Source organism: Butyricimonas faecihominis (genome assembly GCF_033096445.1).
Lineage (GTDB): Bacteria > Bacteroidota > Bacteroidia > Bacteroidales > Marinifilaceae > Butyricimonas > Butyricimonas faecihominis.
Map to the genome: position 1 here is coordinate 3498039 of NZ_AP028155.1, position 20864 is coordinate 3518902.

The 20864-nt window shown below is 42.7% G+C and carries 17 protein-coding genes; 7 read left to right on the forward strand and 10 right to left on the reverse strand.

Going from position 1 to position 20864, the window contains the following annotated elements; translation table 11 throughout:
- The 9 genes from zupT to pyrH form a co-directional block, all read right to left on the reverse strand.
- Positions 1 to 816 carry a zinc transporter ZupT gene (gene zupT / locus R8806_RS14435; RefSeq protein ID WP_124315879.1) on the reverse strand — a complete coding sequence of 272 codons (816 nt, stop codon included), beginning with the start codon at positions 814 to 816 and terminating at the stop codon, positions 1 to 3.
- A 77-nt stretch (positions 817 to 893) separates the two neighbouring features.
- Positions 894 to 2417: a glutamate--tRNA ligase gene (gltX, locus tag R8806_RS14440; RefSeq protein WP_124315880.1), complete on the reverse strand. Its 1524-nt coding sequence runs from the start codon at positions 2415 to 2417 to the stop codon at positions 894 to 896.
- Positions 2418 to 2436: 19 nt separating this feature from the next.
- Positions 2437 to 2757 carry a hypothetical protein gene (locus R8806_RS14445; RefSeq protein WP_124315881.1) on the reverse strand — a complete coding sequence of 107 codons (321 nt, stop codon included), beginning with the start codon at positions 2755 to 2757 and terminating at the stop codon, positions 2437 to 2439.
- Complete coding sequence (locus R8806_RS14450; protein ID WP_027200763.1) at positions 2757 to 2936, reverse strand: hypothetical protein; 180 nt, start codon at positions 2934 to 2936, stop codon at positions 2757 to 2759. The genes R8806_RS14445 and R8806_RS14450 overlap by 1 nt, the downstream gene beginning before the upstream one ends.
- Positions 2927 to 4081: a 1-acyl-sn-glycerol-3-phosphate acyltransferase gene (locus R8806_RS14455; protein ID WP_124315882.1), complete on the reverse strand. Its 1155-nt coding sequence runs from the start codon at positions 4079 to 4081 to the stop codon at positions 2927 to 2929. Before R8806_RS14455 ends, R8806_RS14450 begins: the two co-directional genes overlap by 10 nt.
- Positions 4082 to 4283: 202 nt before the next feature.
- Positions 4284 to 5480 carry a pyridoxal phosphate-dependent aminotransferase gene (locus R8806_RS14460; protein WP_124315883.1) on the reverse strand — a complete coding sequence of 399 codons (1197 nt, stop codon included), beginning with the start codon at positions 5478 to 5480 and terminating at the stop codon, positions 4284 to 4286.
- 58 nt (positions 5481 to 5538) lie between these two features.
- On the reverse strand, positions 5539 to 6237 hold the full coding sequence (locus R8806_RS14465; protein ID WP_087419209.1) for a Crp/Fnr family transcriptional regulator: 699 nt from the start codon (positions 6235 to 6237) through the stop codon (positions 5539 to 5541).
- A gap of 17 nt (positions 6238 to 6254) precedes the next feature.
- A complete protein-coding gene (gene dxs, locus R8806_RS14470) occupies positions 6255 to 8141 on the reverse strand; it encodes a 1-deoxy-D-xylulose-5-phosphate synthase (protein WP_124315884.1) in 1887 nt (628 codons plus the stop codon).
- Positions 8142 to 8195: 54 nt separating this feature from the next.
- Positions 8196 to 8900 (reverse strand): UMP kinase, encoded by a 705-nt coding sequence (gene pyrH / locus R8806_RS14475; protein WP_087419207.1) that lies wholly within the window; start codon positions 8898 to 8900, stop codon positions 8196 to 8198.
- A 133-nt stretch (positions 8901 to 9033) separates the two neighbouring features.
- Here pyrH and R8806_RS14480 point away from each other — a divergent pair, with 133 nt between their 5' ends.
- Entirely contained in the window at positions 9034 to 9768 is a 735-nt protein-coding gene (locus R8806_RS14480; protein ID WP_124315885.1) for a glycosyltransferase, read from the forward strand.
- Between the two features lie 50 nt (positions 9769 to 9818).
- Positions 9819 to 10430: a lipid-A-disaccharide synthase N-terminal domain-containing protein gene (locus tag R8806_RS14485; RefSeq protein WP_124315886.1), complete on the forward strand. Its 612-nt coding sequence runs from the start codon at positions 9819 to 9821 to the stop codon at positions 10428 to 10430.
- Here the strand turns inward: R8806_RS14485 and R8806_RS14490 are convergent.
- Complete coding sequence (locus R8806_RS14490; RefSeq protein ID WP_124315887.1) at positions 10427 to 11974, reverse strand: ArnT family glycosyltransferase; 1548 nt, start codon at positions 11972 to 11974, stop codon at positions 10427 to 10429. The two genes, R8806_RS14485 and R8806_RS14490, sit on opposite strands and share 4 nt — an antisense overlap.
- Before the next feature lie 179 nt (positions 11975 to 12153).
- Here R8806_RS14490 and R8806_RS14495 point away from each other — a divergent pair, with 179 nt between their 5' ends.
- The 5 genes from R8806_RS14495 to R8806_RS14515 all read left to right on the forward strand — a co-directional run bounded on the left by R8806_RS14495 (position 12154) and on the right by R8806_RS14515 (position 20855).
- Positions 12154 to 13791: an ArnT family glycosyltransferase gene (locus R8806_RS14495; RefSeq protein ID WP_124315888.1), complete on the forward strand. Its 1638-nt coding sequence runs from the start codon at positions 12154 to 12156 to the stop codon at positions 13789 to 13791.
- A gap of 228 nt (positions 13792 to 14019) precedes the next feature.
- Positions 14020 to 14931 (forward strand): fimbrillin family protein, encoded by a 912-nt coding sequence (locus tag R8806_RS14500; protein ID WP_164719560.1) that lies wholly within the window; start codon positions 14020 to 14022, stop codon positions 14929 to 14931.
- Positions 14932 to 14946: 15 nt separating this feature from the next.
- Positions 14947 to 18363: a leucine-rich repeat protein gene (locus tag R8806_RS14505; RefSeq protein WP_151412104.1), complete on the forward strand. Its 3417-nt coding sequence runs from the start codon at positions 14947 to 14949 to the stop codon at positions 18361 to 18363.
- Positions 18364 to 18387: 24 nt separating this feature from the next.
- Entirely contained in the window at positions 18388 to 19275 is an 888-nt protein-coding gene (locus R8806_RS14510) for a fimbrillin family protein (RefSeq protein ID WP_124315573.1), read from the forward strand.
- Between the two features lie 47 nt (positions 19276 to 19322).
- Positions 19323 to 20855 carry an RNA-binding domain-containing protein gene (locus R8806_RS14515; RefSeq protein ID WP_124315572.1) on the forward strand — a complete coding sequence of 511 codons (1533 nt, stop codon included), beginning with the start codon at positions 19323 to 19325 and terminating at the stop codon, positions 20853 to 20855.
- The last annotated feature ends 9 nt before the right edge of the window (positions 20856 to 20864 follow it).

A 20864-nucleotide genomic window follows, 5' to 3' on the forward strand; every position in this document is an offset into this window, starting at 1 on the left:
TTAGAAAAGTAACAAGCTGAAAGCCATCAGCGCCATACCTGCCACCAGTCCGTAAATGGATAGATGATGCGCCCCGTATTCTTTGGCGGTGGGCAAAAGTTCATCCAGTGAGATAAAAACCATGATGCCTGCCACGAGTGCGAATAGGACGCCTAGGATAACAGAATTGATTCCGATAAAAGTGTAGATGAGGAAGAACCCGATAATTGCTCCTAAGGGTTCCGATAAGCCGGAGAGGAAGGATAGCTTGAATGCTTTCTTACGACTTCCGGTAGCAAAGAAAATAGGAACAGATACGGCAATTCCTTCCGGGATATTGTGTATGGCGATGGCAAAGGCAATCGGGTAGGCAATTTCGGGGTTCGATAGCCCGGCAATGAATGTCGCTAATCCTTCCGGGAAATTGTGAATCCCGATAGCGAGAGCCGAGAATATTCCCATACGCATTAACTTCTTGTCATGCGGTTGCTTGGCTTCCATGCTTTCCACGGATTTCACCTCGTGCGGATTCTCATACGAGGGAATGAGTTTATCAATGATAGCAATCAGACCCATCCCTGAAAAGAATGAAATGGCCACGATAACATCGGCTATTTTCTCGGAGTAGTTTTCTCGCAAAGCCTCTTGGGCCGTGGGGAATATTTCCACGAATGAGACATAAATCATCACTCCTGCGCTGAATCCGAGGGAGAGGGACAGGAATTTCTTGTTAGTTTTTTTGGTGAGGAAGGCAATAGCACTCCCGATACCGGTTGATAATCCGGCGAATAAGGTGAGGGCAAAAGCAAGTAATACGTTATCCCAAGATAGTTCCATCGTTTATTTCGTGTAGACAAAAAAGCCAGAAAGGGTCTGTGGATCTTTTCTGACTTTCTGTGTTATTGTCTTCAGAGTTATTTCAGTGTTGATATAATACGGTGAAGACGTGTTAAAGTTTCTTCTTTTCCTAGAATTTCGATAATATCAAACATATGCGGGCCGTCGGCAGAACCGATAATAGCCAACCGGAAAGGATTCATGATTTTTCCGAATCCGATTTCTTTTCCGGAAACCCACTCTTTCACGGCCTCTTCCGTGTTTGGAGAGGTGAAATCGGCCACTTTTTCCAGTACCTCAATCAACTCCTGCATAAGTACCGGAGTTTCTTCTTTCCAGCTTTTCTTCACGCCTTTCTCATCGTAAGCCTGAGGGGCATGGTAGAAGTACTGGGATGAGTTGTAGATGTCCGCGACAAAATTGGCTCTTTCTTTCAAAAGACGGCAAATCTTTTCCAATTTCGCCATGTCATAGGAAATCCCGTCCTTTACTAGGAATTCGTTTAACTGAACGGCCAGTTCCGCGTCACTTTTTTGTACGAGATATTTGTGATTAAACCATTTAGCCTTGTCCGGATTAAAGCGAGCCCCGGATTTATTCACGCGTTCCAGCGAGAATTGATCGCACAATTCCTGTAACGTGAAGATTTCTTGCTCTGTTCCGGGATTCCATCCCAGTAGAGCCAGCATGTTGATAAAGGCTTCCGGCAGGTAACCGTCTTCTTTATACCCGTGCCATTTTTCTCCTGTTTCGGGATCGGTAAATTCCATCGGGAATACCGGGAATCCCATTTTATTTCCGTCACGTTTGCTTAACTTTCCGTTACCCACGGGTTTCAGAATTAGCGGCAAGTGAGCGAACTCCGGCATGGTATCTTCCCAACCGAAAGCGCGGTATAATAACACGTGTAGCGGGAGAGAGGGTAACCATTCTTCTCCGCGGATCACGTGGGATATTTTCATCAAGTGGTCGTCAACGATGTTTGCCAGATGATAGGTAGGCATCCCGTCGGCCTTGAATAAAACTTTATCATCAAGTAACGAGGTGTTGAAATGTACTTCACCCCGGATAATGTCTTGTAAATAGAGATCCTCGTTTTCAGGCATTTTGAAACGAATCACGTAGTTTGCCCCGCTATCCAACAATGTCTTCACTTCTTCGGTACTCATGGTTAGCGAGTTCTTCATGTTCTTCCGGCTGATGGCGTTGTACATGAATGTTTCGCCTTTTGACTCGCAGGCTGCCCGTTGTGCGTTAAGTTCTTCCGCGGTGTCAAAAGAATAGTAAGCATTCCCTGATTCCACGAGCTGTAGGGCGTATTGTTTGTAAAGCGGTTTCCGCTCGCTTTGACGATAGGGGCCGTATTCACCTCCCACGCCGACACCTTCATCGACGGTGAGGCCGCACCATTTTAATGATTCGATAATATATTCTTCGGCACCCGGCACGTAGCGGGTTTGATCCGTGTCTTCAATTCGTAATAAAAAATCTCCCCCGTGATGACGGGCAAATAAATAATTGAAAAGAGCTGTTCTCACACCTCCTAGATGGAGGGCTCCGGTAGGACTGGGAGCAAATCTTACTCGTACTTTTCTATCCATTGTTTATTGATTTTGAATATTATGCCTGTTCGTTTGTTTTCTGATTTTCGTCGAAATCGGAATCCTCGTCTGCAGAAGGTTCCGTGTCTTTCGCTGTTTTTTCCTGTTCCAGTAATTGATGCAACAGGTCTTTGGCATATTTAATGGCATAACGTTCCGCCTCACTTTTGGAGTTTATGCCACTCTTGATTTGTTCCGCGTAACTGAACGGGCTGTCCGGCCCTTCGGTAAGAAGGTACAGGGTAAAATTACTATGCCGATCCCGACTTTTACTAGTCAGTCCAAACCACATTTCAATCGTGCGATCTTCCAAGTATATGTTGCGCTTGAACTTATACATTACCTTCTATTTTTAGGCGGGTTTTTGAAATTCAGAATACCAACGGCTACGGCTAGAGAAGCCATGGCTCCCACGTTTACATATACCGCCGTGCGGTCTCCACCATGATACATGCTGAGTACGCTGGAAATCATGATCAAGAACGCGGCTAAAATTAATAAGTATCTGGCTATTCGCATACTGGTGATGAATAATTGTGTTCAATTGAGTTTTTAACCGGGTTGGCATAAATTTCAAGGAAGATATTATTCAAGATAGAACGATTACCTTCTAATTTTTCCAATTTTTCAGCCATGACACGGATAAAGTTTTCTTTTTCCTCGTCATTGTATTTGGACGCGAATTTATTCGTGCTGTGAAGTAAATCGTAGGCGATATAGTTATTCGGCCACAATTTGAAGTTCCCTTGGATGCGAGCATCCATGAATGCGGCTAGTTCCGCAATCCGGTCTCCGTTGTTGGCTTGCTCGTCGATCTCGATTAGTTCATGATCGATGGGAGGGGTGATGGCAAAATGTACCCGCCCTTTGAATCCGGATAAGCCTTGTTGCATACTTCGCATATCGGCTGCCGGGGTTTTTACGTATTCGCCCACGGTCTTTTGGTACAATTCGTCTGTTTTCAGATCGTCACAAGGTTCCCATTCGTAGGAAATTGAAACCGGAACAACCCGGAGTTCTTTAAAGTTTTCCACGAAATCTTTGGGACCGCTCATACGGAACATTTTCAACAGACTATGTTGTGTCCGGTCGTCCCCATTTTTGGTACGTCCTTCTTTTTGCGCGATCCAGACAGAATCTTTATTTTCATAAATGACATCCCGTAAATAATGAGAACGTAGGTTGGCACTGGTAATCATGTCTCTTACCGGTAATCCGCGTTCAATGATGAAACAAGCATCCAATTTAACCAGGTCGGTAACCCATTTATTGATTAATAAATTACTCCCGATAGCTGCCTCGCAGTAGTGGCATCCTCGTTCACACAGTAGCACGTTAAGTATGGCCGAATCCAAAATGATGTCCCGGTGGTTGGATACGAAAAGGTAACTCTTGTCTTTCTCGATATATTCCAATCCGGTGGCAGTAACTCCTTTGGTCGTTCCGGCGATCAACCGTTGAATCGTCGGGCCAAAGAATTGAGCTTGAAATTGCTCTCTGCTCGTGATGCCTTGTAATTGTTCTTGTATTTTGCTTTTATCAACCCTTGTCATTTGGGAGAAAAGTGTCAGAAATTCTTCTGCTTGGCTCAGGCGCTCTACGGCGGCCGGAATTTCTTCTCCGATATAGGGTCTGATTGCGTTAAATTGGGAATCCGAAGTCATGTCGTAATTTTAGTTATTAGAAATCACGAAGCAAAGATAGATAAGAAATTTGACAATTGAAAATTGACAATTGAAAATGAGGGGAGAAAGCCCTAGTTTATATGGATTATCCATTGGGATATGGATAAAAAAATTGTGATTTAGTCATTCTTGATATCAAGGTCAATGACTAAATCACAGGATTTTTTAGCTTGCAGCTGTGTTATACTCTTCCGGGATATACTTCGAGTGCTTTGGCTAATGTTTCCATGGCACCTTTCAATTCCTCGATTTTGAGTACGTAAGCGATACGAACTTCATCTTTCCCAAGTCCCGGGGTTGAATAGAATCCGCTGGCCGGAGCGACCATCACGGTTTGTTTGTTGTATTCAAACTCTTCCAGTAACCATTTTGCGAAAGTATCGGCATCATCCACGGGAAGTTTTACTACGGCGTAGAAAGCTCCTCTGGGTTTCGGGCAAACAACTCCCGGCATTTTGTTCAGGGCCTCTACCATGAAATCACGTCTTTCGATATATTCGTTGTACACGCTTTCGAAATATTCGGCCGGGGTGTCCAGTGATGCTTCGGCAACAATCTGTCCGATTGCCGGGGCGCACAGACGGGCCATTCCGAATTTCAAGGCAGCCGCCATAACCTCTTTGTTGCGGGTAACCAAAGCACCGACGCGCAATCCACATTCGCTATATCTCTTTGACACGGAATCCAACAAAATCACGTTTTGCTCGATACCTGCCAATTGCATGGTAGAGAAATGTTTGTAACCGTCATAACAGAATTCACGATATACCTCGTCTGCGTACAGATACAAATCGTGTTTCTTCACGATTACAGCTAGTTGCTCCAGTTCTTCCTTGGAATATAAATAGCCTGTCGGGTTATTCGGGTTCACGATCACGATTCCTTTCGTGTGGGGAGTGATCACTTTCTCGATTTCGCTGATCGGGGGCAGGGCAAAGTTATTCTCGATAGAAGAAGTAACGGTTTTTACCTTTACACCGCACATCAAGGCGAAAGCCGTGTAGTTCGCGTAGAATGGTTCGGGGATAATAATTTCGTCACCCGGGTTTAATGTAGACATGAAAGCGATCGTGATGGCCTCAGAGCCTCCGGTCGTGATCATGATGTTATTTTCATCGATATTGATACCGATGTTCTGGTAATATTTGGCTAGTTTTTTTCTGTAAGAGATATTTCCTGCAGAGTGAGTGTATTCAATCACTTTTTCGTTACAGGTTTTTAATGCCTGCAATGCAACATCGGGAGTCTGGATGTCCGGTTGTCCGATGTTCAAGTGGTATACTTTGATACCTCTTTCTTTAGCTTTGTCCGCGAACGGAACGAGTTTGCGGATGGGCGAAGAAGGCATCGCCATTCCTTTTTCTGAGATCTGTGGCATAAGTTATTTGAGTTTAAATTTATCCTGTACAAATATAGACATATTGAGTGATTTTAATTCAATCTGCCATTTTTTTTAATTTGTCTCGATTTAATAATTTAATTTTCCTCCCCTTCACTTCAACCAGTCCTTCGTTCTTTAAATCAGAAAGTAGGCGAATTAGCGTCTCTGTTGCGGTTCCCACGAAGTTACTTAAATCTTCCCGGGTAACGTTAAGTTTTAAAGTCCCGTCTTCTTCTACCCCGAAATCGGACGCGATCAATAACAGGATTTCTGCCAACCGGGCTTTCACCGATTTTTGTGCGATTTCCCGGATATATCGATTCGCGTCACCCAGTTCTTTACAGGCAATCTGCATCATCTCGTAGGCAAAGCTGGGACTGTGGGTGATCATGTGCATCAAAGATGCATTGGGAATGTAACACAGGATGCAATCGGACATCGTTTCCACGGAAGTACAGGCGGCCTCGTTACGAATGACCGAGCGGAATCCGAAAATGTCACCTTCTTTTCCGAAACGGATGATCTGATCTTTTCCGGCTACTCCGGTCTGGAAAATTTTCACGATACCCGAGAAAAGGAAATAGCATCCTTTAATACGGGCTCCTTCGTTGTAAATATATTCTCCTTTTTTATAGAATTTGATGGCATTATCCACGAACAGGGCCTCGATTTCCGAGTCCGTCACGTTTTTAAATGTCAGCTTGAATTTACTGATACATTCGCTTACGTCTGGTAATAAAGCCTCTTCTTTCATAGTCAAGTCGCTGTTGTTTATATGGAACAGATTGTTTGATAAATGGATTCACAATCATATCCACATTCATGGTAAAGTTGTTGTTGTGTTCCGTGTTCCACGAAATGATCGGGAATACCCAGTCGCACAATTTTTGCTGAATAGCCGTGGTCCGCCATAAATTCAATCACCGCACTACCTAACCCACCAACAATTGTTCCGTCTTCCAAGGTAATGATTTTTTTGAATTTATGGAATACCCCGTGAAGTAATTCTTCATCCAGTGGTTTGAGGAATCTCATATCGTAGAAGGCTACGGAACGATCTGTCGTTTTTTGTATGGCTTTCAACGCCTCATTCCCGATGGCTCCGATGGAAAGAATGGCAATATCGTTTCCCTCAATCAGGCAACGGCCTTTACCGATGGTTAATTCTTTGAACGGGGTGTGCCAGTCAACCATGGTCCCGTTACCCCGCGGGTAGCGAATAGAGAATGGTCCTTGATCCGGCAATTGAGCCGTGTACATCATGTCACGTAATTCCTCTTCGTTTAAAGGAGAGGCGATTGTCATGTTCGGGATGCAACGGAAACTTGCTAGGTCGAAAGCCCCGTGATGTGTTGATCCGTCGGCTCCTACCAGTCCGCCCCGGTCAAGGCAGAAAACCACGTTCAGTTTCTGAAGGGCCACGTCATGAATCACTTGATCATAGGCTCGCTGCATGAATGAAGAGTAGATGTTACAGAACGGGACGTACCCCTGTGCCGCAAGTCCGGCGGAGAACGTCACGGCGTGTTGTTCTGCGATACCCACGTCAAAACAGCGGTCAGGCATCTCTTTCATCATGATATTCAAGGAGCATCCACTGGGCATGGCGGGGGTGATTCCCACGATCTTGGAATTGGTGTGTGCCAGTTCCAAAATGGTATTTCCGAACACGTCCTGAAATTTAGGAGGCGTGTTAGGTTTATTCTCTTTGATCAGTTCTCCGGTTTCCTTGTTGAACTTTCCGGGGGCGTGCCAAGTTGTCTGGTCTATTTCCGCTTGTTTGAATCCTTTTCCTTTTACCGTGATACAATGCAAAAGTTTAGGACCTTTTATATCTTTCAAATCTCTCAGCACCTTGATAAGGTGGTTCACGTCGTGGCCGTCCACGGGACCGAAGTACCGGAAACCGAGAGCTTCGAACAGGTTACTTTGACGTAATACGAGTGATTTGATGCTATTATCTATTTTCTGGATAAAGTTCCGGGCGCCCGGACTGATCTTGTTAATCCGGCCGAGAATGTGCCAGATGTCATCCTTGAGCTTGTTGTAGGTCTTTGAAGTCGTGATGTCCAGCAAATACTCGTTCATCCCGCCTACATTCGGGTCGATAGCCATGTTGTTGTCATTTAGAATAACCAGCAAGTTGGAGTTGTTTATTCCGGCATTATTCAAGCCTTCAAAAGCCAATCCCCCGGTCATGGCACCGTCTCCGATGATGGCAACCGACTGGCGGTCTTCCTCTCCGTTCATTTTGGCTGCAACAGCCATACCTAAAGCGGCAGAAATAGAGGTCGAGGAATGTCCCGTTCCGAAAGCGTCGTATTTACTTTCACTTCTTTTCGGGAAACCACTGAGACCTTTATATTGCCGGTTGGTAGAGAAATTATCCCGTCTCCCGGTCAGAATCTTATGAGGGTAGGCTTGGTGTCCGACGTCCCATACAATATTATCGTAAGGAGCATCAAACACGTAGTGTAATGCCACCGTCAATTCGACAACTCCCAGTCCGGCACCAAAATGCCCCGGGTGTTCCGAACACTCGTCAATGATTTTCTCACGCAGCTCCTTGCATAATTGAATCAGGTCGTCTTCCGGGACCTTTTTCAAATCATCGGGAGAATTTATAGTGTTTAGTATATTTCTTTTTTCCTCACTCATGATTAGTTATTGAAAACAATTGGGGAATTTGTTTTCTTAATTCTCCATTTTCAATTAGTACACGATTGTTCCGATGTTTTCTCCCAGAATGACCTTTTTAAGGTTACCCGGCTGATCCATGTTGAACACGATAATCGGTAAATGATTTTCTTTACACATGGTTGTTGCCGTCAAGTCCATGACTTTAAGTCCCCGGTTGTATATTTCATCATACGTGATTTTATCAAATTTCGTTGCCGTCGGGTCCTTTTCCGGGTCTGCCGTGTAGATTCCGTCCACGCGGGTACCTTTAAACATGGCGTCTGCCTCGATTTCGATTGCCCGTAAGCTACTGGCAGTGTCTGTCGTGAAGTAAGGATTTCCGGTACCCCCGCTGATAATCGTTACGTGTCCGGATTTTAAATATTCCATGGCTTTGGCTTTCGAGTAAAATTCCCCGATAGGTTCCATGCGAATGGCAGTTAGTACTTTGTTCTTACAGCCTTCGTTGTCCAAGGCGGAGCTTAAAGCCAAACTATTGATCACGGTTGCCAACATACCCATGCTGTCCCCTTTTACCCGGTCAAAACCTTTATTTGTGCCACTCAGTCCTCTAAAAATATTTCCACCTCCGATGACGATTCCGATCTGGATTCCCATCTCTGCGATTTCATGAATTTGACGGGCATAGCTTTCCAGACACCGAGTGTCAATACCATATTTTTGCTCGCCCATTAAAGATTCTCCACTGAGTTTTAACAAAATTCGGTTATATTGCATATCTTTGTTCGTTTAAATTTTATAACAAAAACCAGAAAAAAAAACGTTGTTCCTGCACGTAAAAACGTAACAACAAAGCTAGTGATTTTTGTTATAACTATAATTTAAATTCATAATATAAATTTTTCGGCAGATGAATAAGACCGCGAACTATCAATTAACTATCATTGTTCCAGTGTATAACGAGGAAGGGAATATCTTAAGGTTAGAGAAAGAATTGGGAGAGTTTTTAAAGGATGCGAAGGTGTCTTCTTGCGTGTTATTCGTGAATGACGGTTCGAAAGATGATAGCGAACGTTTGATTCGGGAAGTTTGTGAGCGTAATGAGGCATTTTTCTTTTTAAATCTGGCTCGAAACGGGGGACTGAGTGCTGCCATGAAAGCCGGAATTGATAATAGTTTTTCAAAATGGGTAGGCTACATTGATGCAGACCTCCAGACTACTCCACAGGATTTTAATAAATTGTTGGAGTTCGTAGACCAATACGAGATGGTCATGGGCATCCGTACCGGACGGAAAGATAGTTTTGTCAAGAATATGTCTTCTCGTATTGCGAATGGATTCCGCCGGATGATGACGCATGACGGGGTTGAAGATACAGGTTGTCCACTGAAGGTTTTAAGGACGGATTACGCCAAAAGAATTCCTTTCTTTACGGGGATGCACCGTTTCCTACCGGCTTTGATTCAATTGCAGGAAGGACAAGTGAAACAGGTTCCGGTTCGTCATTTTCCCCGTATTGCCGGGAAGTCTAAGTATAATCTGGTCAATCGCTTGATTGGGCCCTTTAAGGATTGTTTTGCTTACCGCTGGATGAGAAAAAGGTATATCAACTATCAAGTCGCCGAAAATAATTTGAATTCTTGAGATATAGTTCCGAGCTTTTAGTTTTTATCTTTAAACTTTTAGTTTACAAAATGATTTATGTTATAGGATTTCTTGCTCAGGTGTTTTTTTCTGCCCGGATTCTTTTACAATGGATTTTGTCGGAACGGGCTAAAAAAGTGATCTCTCCGGCTATTTTCTGGCAGTTGAGTATCGTGGGTTCCTACCTGTTATTTGTATATGGGTGGTTGAGGGATGACTTTGCGATTATTCTGGGACAAATCATATCTTACTATATCTATATCTGGAATTTGGACAAAAAGCATCAATGGAAGAAATTACCGTTTATCATCCGGACGTTATTGCTTTTGACCCCGGTGGCGGCAATTTTATACATGCTTAAAGACGCAAGCGCTTTTGTCGATCAGTTCTTCCGGAACGAAAAGATACCTTTGTGGCTTTTGATCTACGGGTCTATGGGACAGATTATTTTCACCCTGCGTTTTGTTTACCAGTGGATCTACTCCAAGCGAAAAGATGAATCACTTTTGCCGATAGGCTTTTGGGTGATCAGCCTCTTTGGTTCTTTGATCATCGTTTCATATGCTATCTATCGGCGTGATCCCGTGTTAATTTTAGGGCAGTCAACCGGGTTAATTGCTTATAGTCGGAATATTTATTTGTCTAGAAGAGCCGGAAACTAATTGGTGTCCGAGTAGATAAGATAAAAGTTTCCGATCTTCTCGTGATGGGTTTGTTGAATCCAGTTGGCGAGTGCCGGGGAACGCGTAACGTTCTTTTCTTTGACGAAAATCATGCAGTCGCCTTTCTGGTAGATATTAAATAAAGAATCCTCATTCGTGACCTTTATGGCCTCTTCTTTTAAATAAACGTCCATGTTTTCCCCGCTGCGGAATTTGTAATAGTAATAATGATCGATATTCTCTTCCTCGCATATATGATATGCTTCTTTCGCCATAGTGGTAAAACCGATGTATGGATTAATCCGGGGTAAGGCAAAGGCTCCCGTGAACAGGGTGGCTAGGATTCCCAATGCGGCACAATTGATGGCCCGGTACATTTGTTTGCGATATAGTAAATAACAGGCTGTTAAACTGAAGATAAACAATGTTATGATGGCGACATAAATAAATGGCGAGTCGGGAACATTAAATTTGTTGCGGATGAAAAATGCCACGATGGGAGCAATGGTAAGGGCTATCACGGGAATATACACGGAAAATGCGATCCATTTCTCCTTGATTTTTGGGAGCAACAGGATTGTCAAGTACGTGAAGAACGGGAACAGGGGTAGCATATAAATGTCCAGTTTTCCGCTGAACAGGGAAAGAATGACGAAAGTCGAGACAATTGCCGAGAGGAAAAGTTTTTCTTTATCTGTCGTGAGTAGTTTCTTTTTTACCGCGATAACGATTGTCGTGATGTACAGGATAGACCATGGAGCCACGGAGTACCAGAACGTCACCCCGTAATACCAGAATGCTTTTTTGTGGTCGAACGAATCAATCGCCCGGTTTATAGTTTGATGGAAAAGAAGATTGTTCAAGTAAGTTGATCCACCTTCGAGATAAATACCGAGAAACCATATGGCACAGAATCCCGATAAAATACCCCATTCCCGCCAGCCGAAATACCGGCAGAAGGAACGGATGTCTCTTTTCACCAGTAGAAAGACGAGTATGGTTATCAAGGGAACGATAAACCCGATAGGTCCTTTCGAGAAGATGGCCATGAAAATATAGAAAGGCAGCAAGAAACGGTCTCTCGGCTGTCCCTTGCCCGAATAGCGTTTATAAAACGTGTACAGGGCAAGAAGAATAAACATACACATCAGCATATCCATGCGCAGGACAAGGCCTGAACCGATAAAGAAAGCGCTTGTGAAGAGCATCAGCGAACCGTTCCATCTCAAGGATGTGGTGGTTTCTTCTTCCACCCATTTATTCATGATATAAATGGAAATCAGTGCGGGAATGATAGAAAAAAGTGAAAGGCCAAACATATTATATTCACCCCAAATCCATTTGCTCAACATGAGTAACCAGAAATAAAGGGGCGGTTTATCCGCATAAAGTTCTCCTTGATGGAAGAAAGTAAAGAAATGCCCGTCTCGCAGGGCCTCATCAACGATGCTGAGGTATTTCAGTTCGTTGTTTGGAGTGAAATCCCGTAGGATCAACACGGGAATCACTAAAATGAGCAATATAAGATACCGTTCTATTTTCATGATTGTGAGTATGCCAAATCCTTTTCGCGCAAAAACACCACCAAAAAGTATACCAAAAACATTTCCTTTTTGTTACACCCGGGTAAAAAAATTCTTCCTGCATTATTTGAAGGATATGCCCTTGAAAATAGTTTTATTATTATAAATTTGCACTCTAATCTAAACGTGTACATGAGATTATGCAGAAAAACTATATTCATTATCTTTTTATTCTTATCGTTTGTTGGTTCGCCTTTTTCGTGAATAATGGTTCTGTTTATGAGGATATTATGGAGTCTCGTAATTTAGTGACGGCACACGAAATGATTGAATATGACAATTGGTTGGTGCCTACCATGAACGGGGAACTACGTTTGGAGAAACCGCCTCTTCCAACGTGGGTAGCCGCGGGAATCGAGTATTTGCAACCGGATAATATATCTTTACAGCGTGCAGCCGCCGGGATTATGGCTACGTTGATGGCTTTTTTTCTCTATTTCTTTGCTTCGGCTTTAAGTGGCAACAGGTTATTGGGTTTGCTTTCCGCGTTGGTACTGGCAACCAGCTTTAATGTCATTATGGCAGGACGGGTGGCGACGTGGGATATTTATTGCCATAGTTTTATGCTGGGAGCCATATTTTTCTTCTATAAAGGGATAAAGAGCGTGCGAACGAGTTGGGCTAATTTTGTTTGGGCCGGGATATTCTTGGGCTTGTCTTTCTTGGGTAAAGGGCCTGTGGCTTTCTATGCGTTATTATTTCCTTTCTTGATCTCTTATATATGGATCTATCGTCCTTCTCTCAAGAGAAAAGGCTGGCCTATCGTGGTCATGTTGCTGTTATTTATAGTGATTAGCTTTTGGTGGCCGCTTTACCTGTATGTGTTCCATCGGGATACAGCCTTGTTCGTGCTGGCGAAAGAATCAACGGCTTGGATCGAGAGAAATGTACGTCCTTGGTACTACTACTGGCTGTTCTTTGCAGAATCGGGAATTTGGGCTTTGTTCCTCTTGACCGGGTTATGTTGGCCGTGGTTAAAAAAGAAAATCAAGATGCGTAAGGAGTACACGTTTGCCGTTTTGTGGACCGTGGTTACCTTGGTGTTACTTTCTCTTTTCCCGGAGAAAAAAACTCGGTACTTGTTGCCGTTACTGATTCCGGCCGCGATGGTTGTGGCACATTATATCGTTTATATATTCACCGCTGCGAAGGAAAAAACGCTCACGACGAGTGATCGTGTCGTATTTCGTGTGAATGCTTTTATCCCGGCATTGATCGCTTTAGGAATGCCGGTTGCCGTCTATCTTCTATTTTACCGGGAAGGAGAAGTCGGGTTGACCCTTTTGATTATTGTTTCGATCCTGTTCCTTGTTGCCGCCTATTCAATTTTCGCGGGTGGGGTGAGGATAAAATCCATGAAAGTATTCACGGGAGTCGTGCTATTATTGATCCTTGTGGAAACCCTGTTGATGTCTCGTGTTGCCAATATGTTCAATAACACGGAGATCAAGAGTATCAAGGCCGTCCGTCAGATTGAAGAGTTACAACACGTACCTTTCTATTATCCGGCGGATGAGGAATTGAGAATCGAGCTGGTATATGAGGCTGGTCGCCGCATATTGCCTTGGGATATAAAAAGCGATACAACACTTTTAAATTCTTTGCCTGTCGTGTTGGTTTCCGGTAAGCCGGCAACGGAAGTTCTGCCTGTGGGGATACAGGAGAAAGTAAATCTTCGTTTGATAGATGTCTACGACAATAATAATCGTCCGAAATCAGATAAAAAACGCTATTCTCCTAAATTTGTTCGTTACGTGACGATCTTGGAAAAGAAATAAAGTAAAAGAGCATTTTAAATAACTACCCCACTAACTCCCCCTGTGTAAAGGGAGTTGGAGGGGGTAGCTTGTAGATGCTGGATAAGACTTTTGGGGACAGCCCCTGCTTTTGTATGGGAATGTTAAGGGAAAGTTGTTTTTCTGCAAATGAACCATTATGAACTTGATTTTTGAATGATATGCCCCTACCTTTGTATAAAAATTACAAGTTTTATTAAAATGAACATCATGTCAGGTAGAAAGAAGATCGGGTTTATACTAATAGCTTTGCTGTATGCATGTTCTGGAGGATCCGGTAGTGAGGATCCGGAGCTAATGCCAGAGCCAACACCGGAACCGGTACGGAAAGAAATTAAAATGCTTTTTGGCGTACAGGATATTGCGAGGGCAACAGATGCCACTTTCGAGGCTGGTGACAAGATTGGATTGTATGTTGTGAATTATGACGGGCAACAAGCGGGTAATTTGCAAAATACAGGGAATCACGTGAACAACATGCGGTTTGTTTACAATTCTTCTTGGACACCGGATCAGACCATATATTGGAAAGATGATGAAACGAAAGCGGATTTTTACGCCTATTACCCTTATTCTGCATCGGCAAACGTGTCTGGCCATGTTTTTAACGTGAAAGCGGATCAGGCATCCGTGGATAATTACAAGGCGAGCGATTTCCTTTGGGGAAAGACCTCGGGGGTAAGCCCGACGGAACAGGCCGTTAATATCACGTTGAATCATGTTTTTAGTTGTGCGCAGGTAAAGGTGGAGCCGGGAAATGGTTTCACGCAAGCGGCATTGGATGAGGCTGCAATACAGGTAAAGTTTAATCATGTCCGGCTTGCGGCATCCATCAATCTAGCCACGGGAGAAGTTGAGGCTGTAAATGAAGAGCAAAGCGTTATTTTGGGGAAGAATGACGGGTTATACAGGGCGCTTGTTGTTCCACAAAATATTAGTGAGACCGATTTACTGGTGATCAATGTGAATGGGAAAGATTATACGTTGAAGAAAGGACATCATTTCGAGAGAAATAAAAGATACACTTTTACCGTGAAGGTGAATAAAACGAGTAGTGGTATTAACGTCAATATCGGCCAATGGGACGATGACGGGGTGGATTATGGCGGGGTGGCAGAATAATCTAAAACAATATTTATGAGAAAAATAATTCTTCTGGTTGCAATAGCGTTATCGTGTGTGTGCTGGGCATGTTACGATAACGAAATAGCGGGTCCTGATGCCGGTCAGGCCTGCTTAATTTCACTTTCCGGGGAGATTGATCAAGTGGCTTTATCCCGGGTGAATGATGGTGGTTTTTGTCATAATGATGTGATGGGAGTTTATATCGTGGACTACGAGGGAGGCTCTCCCGGGACTTTGTTGGATGAAGGGAACCGGGCAACAAATCTTCAATTCACGTTTGATGAAGCCAATAATAAATGGAATTCGGCATACGATGTGTTCTGGAAGGATAGTAAGACTCCCATTGACGTGTATGGGTATTATCCGGTAGGGACTCCGGAAAGCGTGAATGCCTATGCCTTTGAAGTTCGAAAGGACCAGTCCAAGTTATCCGAGAACGGGGAGATGGGAGGATACGAGGCGAGTGATTTTCTTTGGGGGAAGGCGGAGAACGTGGCTCCTTCACCTGTTGCCGTGCGGCTCTCGTTCCGTCATAAAATGAGTAATGCCCGGGTGACATTGCAGGAGGGAACAGGTTTTAGTGAAGGGGAATGGACCAAGTTGGAAAAACAAGTGTTGGTCACGAACACGAAACGTGGTGCGCGGGTCGATTTGGCCACGGGTATTGTAACCGTTACAGGCGAAGTGGCGGCAACAGGGACGATTCCTTATAAGCATGGGGATGAATTCCGGGCGATCGTCGTGCCGCAGGAGGTGGCTGCCGGGGTGAAATTATTTAGTATAACTGTTGATGGGGTCGCGTATTCGTTCTCAAAGAATGAAACGTTTACTTACGTGCCTTCTAAAATGCATAATTTCACGATTCGGGTAGATAAAAAGGCCAATGAGGGGAAATATGAGTTTGTATTGGTCAGTGAATCTATTAGGGCTTGGGAAGATGATCTGGCATCACATGATGCGACAGCTAGGGAGTATATTGTGATTGAGTCCGAGGCAGGTAAATTGAAGGAGTGTATCACGGCTGCCAAAAAAGATTTTAGGAATTTGCAGAACTTGAAAATAACGGGCGAGATTAATGCTTTGGATTTTTATTTCATGAGGGATTCAATGGATCGGTTGCAGGCGTTGAATTTGAAGGAGGTGAAGATAGTGAAGGGTGGAGCAGATGGTTATGGAAGACCTACAAAAGACGATGTAATACCTTCTATGGCTTTTTTTGGAAAAAATTCATTACAAAGTATTATTTTACCAGATCAATTATGGGAAATAGATGATGATGCTTTTTATGAATGTAAATCATTGATGGGATCATTGACAATACCAGAAGGCGTTATAAGGATTGGGAATGGGGCATTTAGTTGGTGTTCTGGGATGCGAGGAATTTTGTCTTTACCTTCTACTTTGGGATATATTGGTGATAATGCTTTTAATCAATGTGGTATTATTGGTGAGTTGAAACTACCAGATAAGTTGAAATATATTGGAAGTCAAACTTTTTATTTGTGTATAAATCTTACAGGAAATTTAGTATTACCGGAAAATCTTCAGTATTTAGGTTCTTCAGCGTTTGCTCATTGTAGTGGAATAACAGGAAGTTTAAAAATACCTCAAGGAATAACAGAAATTCCATTACAAGCTTTTTCTAGTTGTGGCTTTGATGGGGTATTGATACTACATGATGGAATTACGATGATTGGACAGCGGGCTTTTGAGAGCTGCAAATTTAAAGGAGAATTAAATCTTCCTTCAAAATTGTTGATACTTGAGGATGATATTTTTAGTAATTGTAATTTTTCGGGTGAAATAAAATTACCACAGAATTTGCGGAGTGTTGGTATGAGAGCTTTTGAAAACAATGAGAGATTAAGTGGTACACTAGAATTTCCCCCGAGTGTTACAAGTATTAGCGCAGGTGCATTTGCTAGATGTGGATTTGAAGAAATTATATTTCCTGAAAATTTAGAAAATATAGGATATATAGACTCCTATATAGGAGGGGCTTTCGCTAATTGTTTCAACGTGGGGCGTATTGTTTGCAAGGGGACGATTCCTGCTGATGTGGTGGATTCTAGAGCATTTGAAGGTGTTCCGAAGGATAATTTTACGCTTGAAGTTCCAGAAATTGTTGTTGAACAATATCGTGCTGCGCCCGGGTGGCGAGAATTTAAGAGAATAGCTGCACATAGAGAATTAACATGTCGTCCGACTATGGTGAAAGCTTTGAATGGGAAGTCTGAGCGTAAATTAATTTTGGATGCAGAAGGAGAATGGGAAGTAGAAAGTAAACCGGAATGGTGTACTTTATCTGCGATGAGTGGGAATAAGAAAACGGAATTGACCCTTACGTTAGAGTCCGGGACAAATTATCGGGAGGGGGAGATTATTTTTAGGCTAAAGGATTATGATTACACAACATCTTGTCGTGTTTATCAATATGACTTTGAGTATGCTGATGATGAAGTGCTTGTTTTACAAAACCATAAAGTGGGACAAGGGATTAATTTAATCTTTTTGGGTGATGGTTACGATGCGGAAGATATCTCAAGAGGTGATTATTTGCAGGTAATGAATGAACAAATGGAACGTTTTTTCGCTATCGAGCCTTATCGGACGTATCGTGATTATTTCGATGTTTATACGGCTATTGCAGTTTCTCCGGAAAATGGGATAGGAGGTGTAAATACTATTCGAGATACAAAATTTGGAACAACTTTTACAAATGATGTCGGATTATTAGGTGAATACGATGAAATTTTTGCCTATGTGATGAAGATTCCTTCCGTGAATGAAAGTAATTTGAGTCAGTCGCTGATTGTAATAACTCCTAATACAACAGATTATGGGGGTATTACACAAATGTGGGAAGATGGAAGTGCAATTGCTTTTTGTCCTTTAAGTGGAGACAATTATCCTTACGATGCTAGGGGAATCGTACAACATGAGGCGGGAGGACATGGTTTTGGAAAATTGGGGGACGAATATATTTATTACAATAGTTTTATTGATGATTGTCTTTGTTTGGGTACATTTAAGTGGGGAAAAGCATTAGGATGGTACGAGAACCTTTCTCTTACCGGGAAAATGCATGAAGTGCCTTGGGCTCATTTTATATTTGATGATCGTTATAGTGACGTGGTGGATATTTATGAAGGGGGATTTACGCATACCCGAGGTGTTTTTCGGTCGGAACAAAATAGTTGTATGAATAACAATATCCAGTATCATAGTGCCATTAGCCGGGAGGCCATCGTGAAACGTATCATGCTTTACGCCGGAGAAACGTATTCTTTCGATGAGTTTGTGAAGAATGATAAGCGGGGTTCGGATAATTTATCACGTTCCACCCGGGACATGGACTTTGGTACGAAAGCTCGTGGAAATCAATATCCACCCGTGATTCACAAGGGACGTCCTTCAATTTTGAAATGATGGTTTGACTAAATTAGAGAAGATATGAAATACATAAAAATAACTTGCTGTGTAATTCTTTTATACATTCTACTGATTCCGTGCGGGTGTAGTGAGACCGACCAAGTGCAAGAATCGGATGAAATGTTGATCACGTTTGATATGCAACATCCGGCGTTGGCGAGGGCAACGACAAGTGCTTTTGAAAAACAGGATCAGATTGGAGTATACATGACCGGACACGGGATTCCTTTAGAGGTTGCCGGAAATTTTCTGAATAATGAACGACTGACCTTTGACGGGACAAAGTGGAATCCCGCTAGAAAGTTATATTGGGATGAGGGTTCTTTTGATGTTTTCGCTTATTACCCGTACATCCCTTCTCCTTCGGGAGTCGACGATCTGCCCTTTTCCGTGGCATTGGACCAGTCGGTTACTTCAACTGATTCCGGCTTGGATGGCTACGAGGCGAGTGATTTTCTTTGGGCCACGGATCAGAACGTCACGGCAAGCGATTCTCCGGTCTCCTTGTCATTCAAGCACCGGATGAGTAAAATGGTTGTGCGTCTGATGAAAGGTAAAGATTATGATGGTGATATTCCGGAAGATGCCGAGGTGTACATCCATAACACGGTACCTTCTGCCACGATCGACTTGAGCGTGGGAATTGTTACCCGAAACACTCACGGAACTGCACAGACGATTAAGGCGAAAAAAGTCAACAAGACACAATATACGGCTATCGTGGTGCCTCAACGATTAACCAATCAAGTTCCTTTGGTTGAAGTGGTGATGAAAGGAGTGTCCTACATGGTGGAAAGCAAGTTTGTCTTTAAACCCGGCATCCAGCATACGTTATCCGTCACGATCTCGAAGAATCCAGAACAGGTGAAAATCGAAATTGGTGGAGAAATCGAGGATTGGGAGGATTAGATTGGCTATTTTTCTTACTTTTGTAAGATAATTAACTGGCAAAAGAGATGGATAGCAAGGAATTACAACAGATAGTAGCATGTGGGGAAACGAGTACGGTCCAATTTAAGGAACATTTTTCTAATCAAGACAGTATTGCTGCTGAAATGGTGGCCATGTCTAATGCTTGTGGGGGAATGATTTTATTTGGAATAAAAGACAAGACGGGAGAAATCACGGGTTTGCCTTACCCGGAAATTCAGCAAATTAATTCGATGTTGGCAAATATTGCTACTAATCTGTTGCGTCCGGTTATTTACATACAAACGGAAACGGTCATTATTGACGGGCATTCCGTTCTTGTTGTTCGTATTGCAGAGGGAGATAATAAACCTTACAAGGATTTGCATGGGGTAATTTGGACAAAACAGGGGGCTGATAAGCGTAAGGTCATGGAGAATAGTGAAATCATTCGATTGTTTCAATGTTCCGGGATGCTTTATGCTGACGAGCAACCGATTCCTTTCACTTCCGAAAAAGATGTAAACGGGAGTATATTGGATGAGTTTATCCGTAAAGAATATGGACGTGAGAAAGAGTCTTTTGGTGTTCCTTATACGGAGCTTTTGCAGAATCTAAATATTCTGAGAGGAGATAAGATAACTTTAGCCGGATTATTGTTTTTTGGTAAAAATCCTCAACAATTTCGTCCGACTTTTATGATAAAAGCGGTTTCTTTCTTTGGTAACAATATCGCGGGGGTTAATTATAGAGATAGTAAGGATATAACCGGAACCTTGCCTGAACTATTTGAAAAAGGGATGTCTTTCTTGAAAGCAAATCTTCATAGTGTTCAAGCCGGACAAGGATTTAATTCAATCGGGCAACTTGAGATCTCGGAGATCGCATTAGAGGAATTACTTCAGAATGCTCTTGTTCATCGTGATTATACCAGAAACGCTCCGGTGCGGTTACTCATATTTGATAATCGTGTTGAAATAATCAGTCCGGGTTGTCTTCCGGATGGATTGACGGTAGAAAGTATTAAATTGGGAACCGCTGTCGTGCGTAATCCGTTCATCGCTAGTTTCTGTGCTAAAATCATGCCTTATCGCGGACTTGGTTCGGGGATTATTCGAGCGTTAAAAGAAGAACCGGATTTGGAATTTATGAATGATCCCGAAAGAATGCAATTTACTTCTGTTATAAATCGTGTTTATGATGATAAGATAAACGTTGATGAGGGTGCAAATGATCATATAAATGATAAGATAAATGTTGATGAGGGAATAAATGATAAGATAAATGATAAGATAAACGTTGATGAGGGTGTAAATGATAAGATAAATGATAAGATAAACGTTGACGAGGGTGCAAATGATAAGATAAATGATAAGATAAATGTTGATGAGGAAATAAACGAGGCTGAAACTTTAATCCTTGCTTTTTTAGAAAGGAATCCGGGGGCAAAAGGAAGAGAAATTATGTTATTCCTTCAAAAAGGAAGAGCGACAATAGCCCGCTATTTGAAGTCATTGCAAGAGAAAGAATTAATTGAATATAGAGGTTCGCGTAAAACGGGAGGATATTTCAAAAAATAGGAACGTGTG

Excerpts from the sequence above, each read along its gene's own strand:
- zupT (WP_124315879.1), bottom strand. The coding sequence starts at position 816 with ATGGAACTATCTTGGGATAACGTATTACTTGCTTTTGCCCTCACCTTA.
- gltX (WP_124315880.1), bottom strand. The coding sequence starts at position 2,417 with ATGGATAGAAAAGTACGAGTAAGATTTGCTCCCAGTCCTACCGGAGCC.
- R8806_RS14445 (WP_124315881.1), bottom strand. The coding sequence starts at position 2,757 with ATGTATAAGTTCAAGCGCAACATATACTTGGAAGATCGCACGATTGAA.
- R8806_RS14450 (WP_027200763.1), bottom strand. The coding sequence starts at position 2,936 with ATGCGAATAGCCAGATACTTATTAATTTTAGCCGCGTTCTTGATCATG.
- R8806_RS14455 (WP_124315882.1), bottom strand. The coding sequence starts at position 4,081 with ATGACTTCGGATTCCCAATTTAACGCAATCAGACCCTATATCGGAGAA.
- R8806_RS14460 (WP_124315883.1), bottom strand. The coding sequence starts at position 5,480 with ATGCCACAGATCTCAGAAAAAGGAATGGCGATGCCTTCTTCGCCCATC.
- R8806_RS14465 (WP_087419209.1), bottom strand. The coding sequence starts at position 6,237 with ATGAAAGAAGAGGCTTTATTACCAGACGTAAGCGAATGTATCAGTAAA.
- dxs (WP_124315884.1), bottom strand. The coding sequence starts at position 8,141 with ATGAGTGAGGAAAAAAGAAATATACTAAACACTATAAATTCTCCCGAT.
- pyrH (WP_087419207.1), bottom strand. The coding sequence starts at position 8,900 with ATGCAATATAACCGAATTTTGTTAAAACTCAGTGGAGAATCTTTAATG.
- R8806_RS14480 (WP_124315885.1), top strand. The coding sequence starts at position 9,034 with ATGAATAAGACCGCGAACTATCAATTAACTATCATTGTTCCAGTGTAT.
- R8806_RS14485 (WP_124315886.1), top strand. The coding sequence starts at position 9,819 with ATGATTTATGTTATAGGATTTCTTGCTCAGGTGTTTTTTTCTGCCCGG.
- R8806_RS14490 (WP_124315887.1), bottom strand. The coding sequence starts at position 11,974 with ATGAAAATAGAACGGTATCTTATATTGCTCATTTTAGTGATTCCCGTG.
- R8806_RS14495 (WP_124315888.1), top strand. The coding sequence starts at position 12,154 with ATGCAGAAAAACTATATTCATTATCTTTTTATTCTTATCGTTTGTTGG.
- R8806_RS14500 (WP_164719560.1), top strand. The coding sequence starts at position 14,020 with ATGTCAGGTAGAAAGAAGATCGGGTTTATACTAATAGCTTTGCTGTAT.
- R8806_RS14505 (WP_151412104.1), top strand. The coding sequence starts at position 14,947 with ATGAGAAAAATAATTCTTCTGGTTGCAATAGCGTTATCGTGTGTGTGC.
- R8806_RS14510 (WP_124315573.1), top strand. The coding sequence starts at position 18,388 with ATGAAATACATAAAAATAACTTGCTGTGTAATTCTTTTATACATTCTA.
- R8806_RS14515 (WP_124315572.1), top strand. The coding sequence starts at position 19,323 with ATGGATAGCAAGGAATTACAACAGATAGTAGCATGTGGGGAAACGAGT.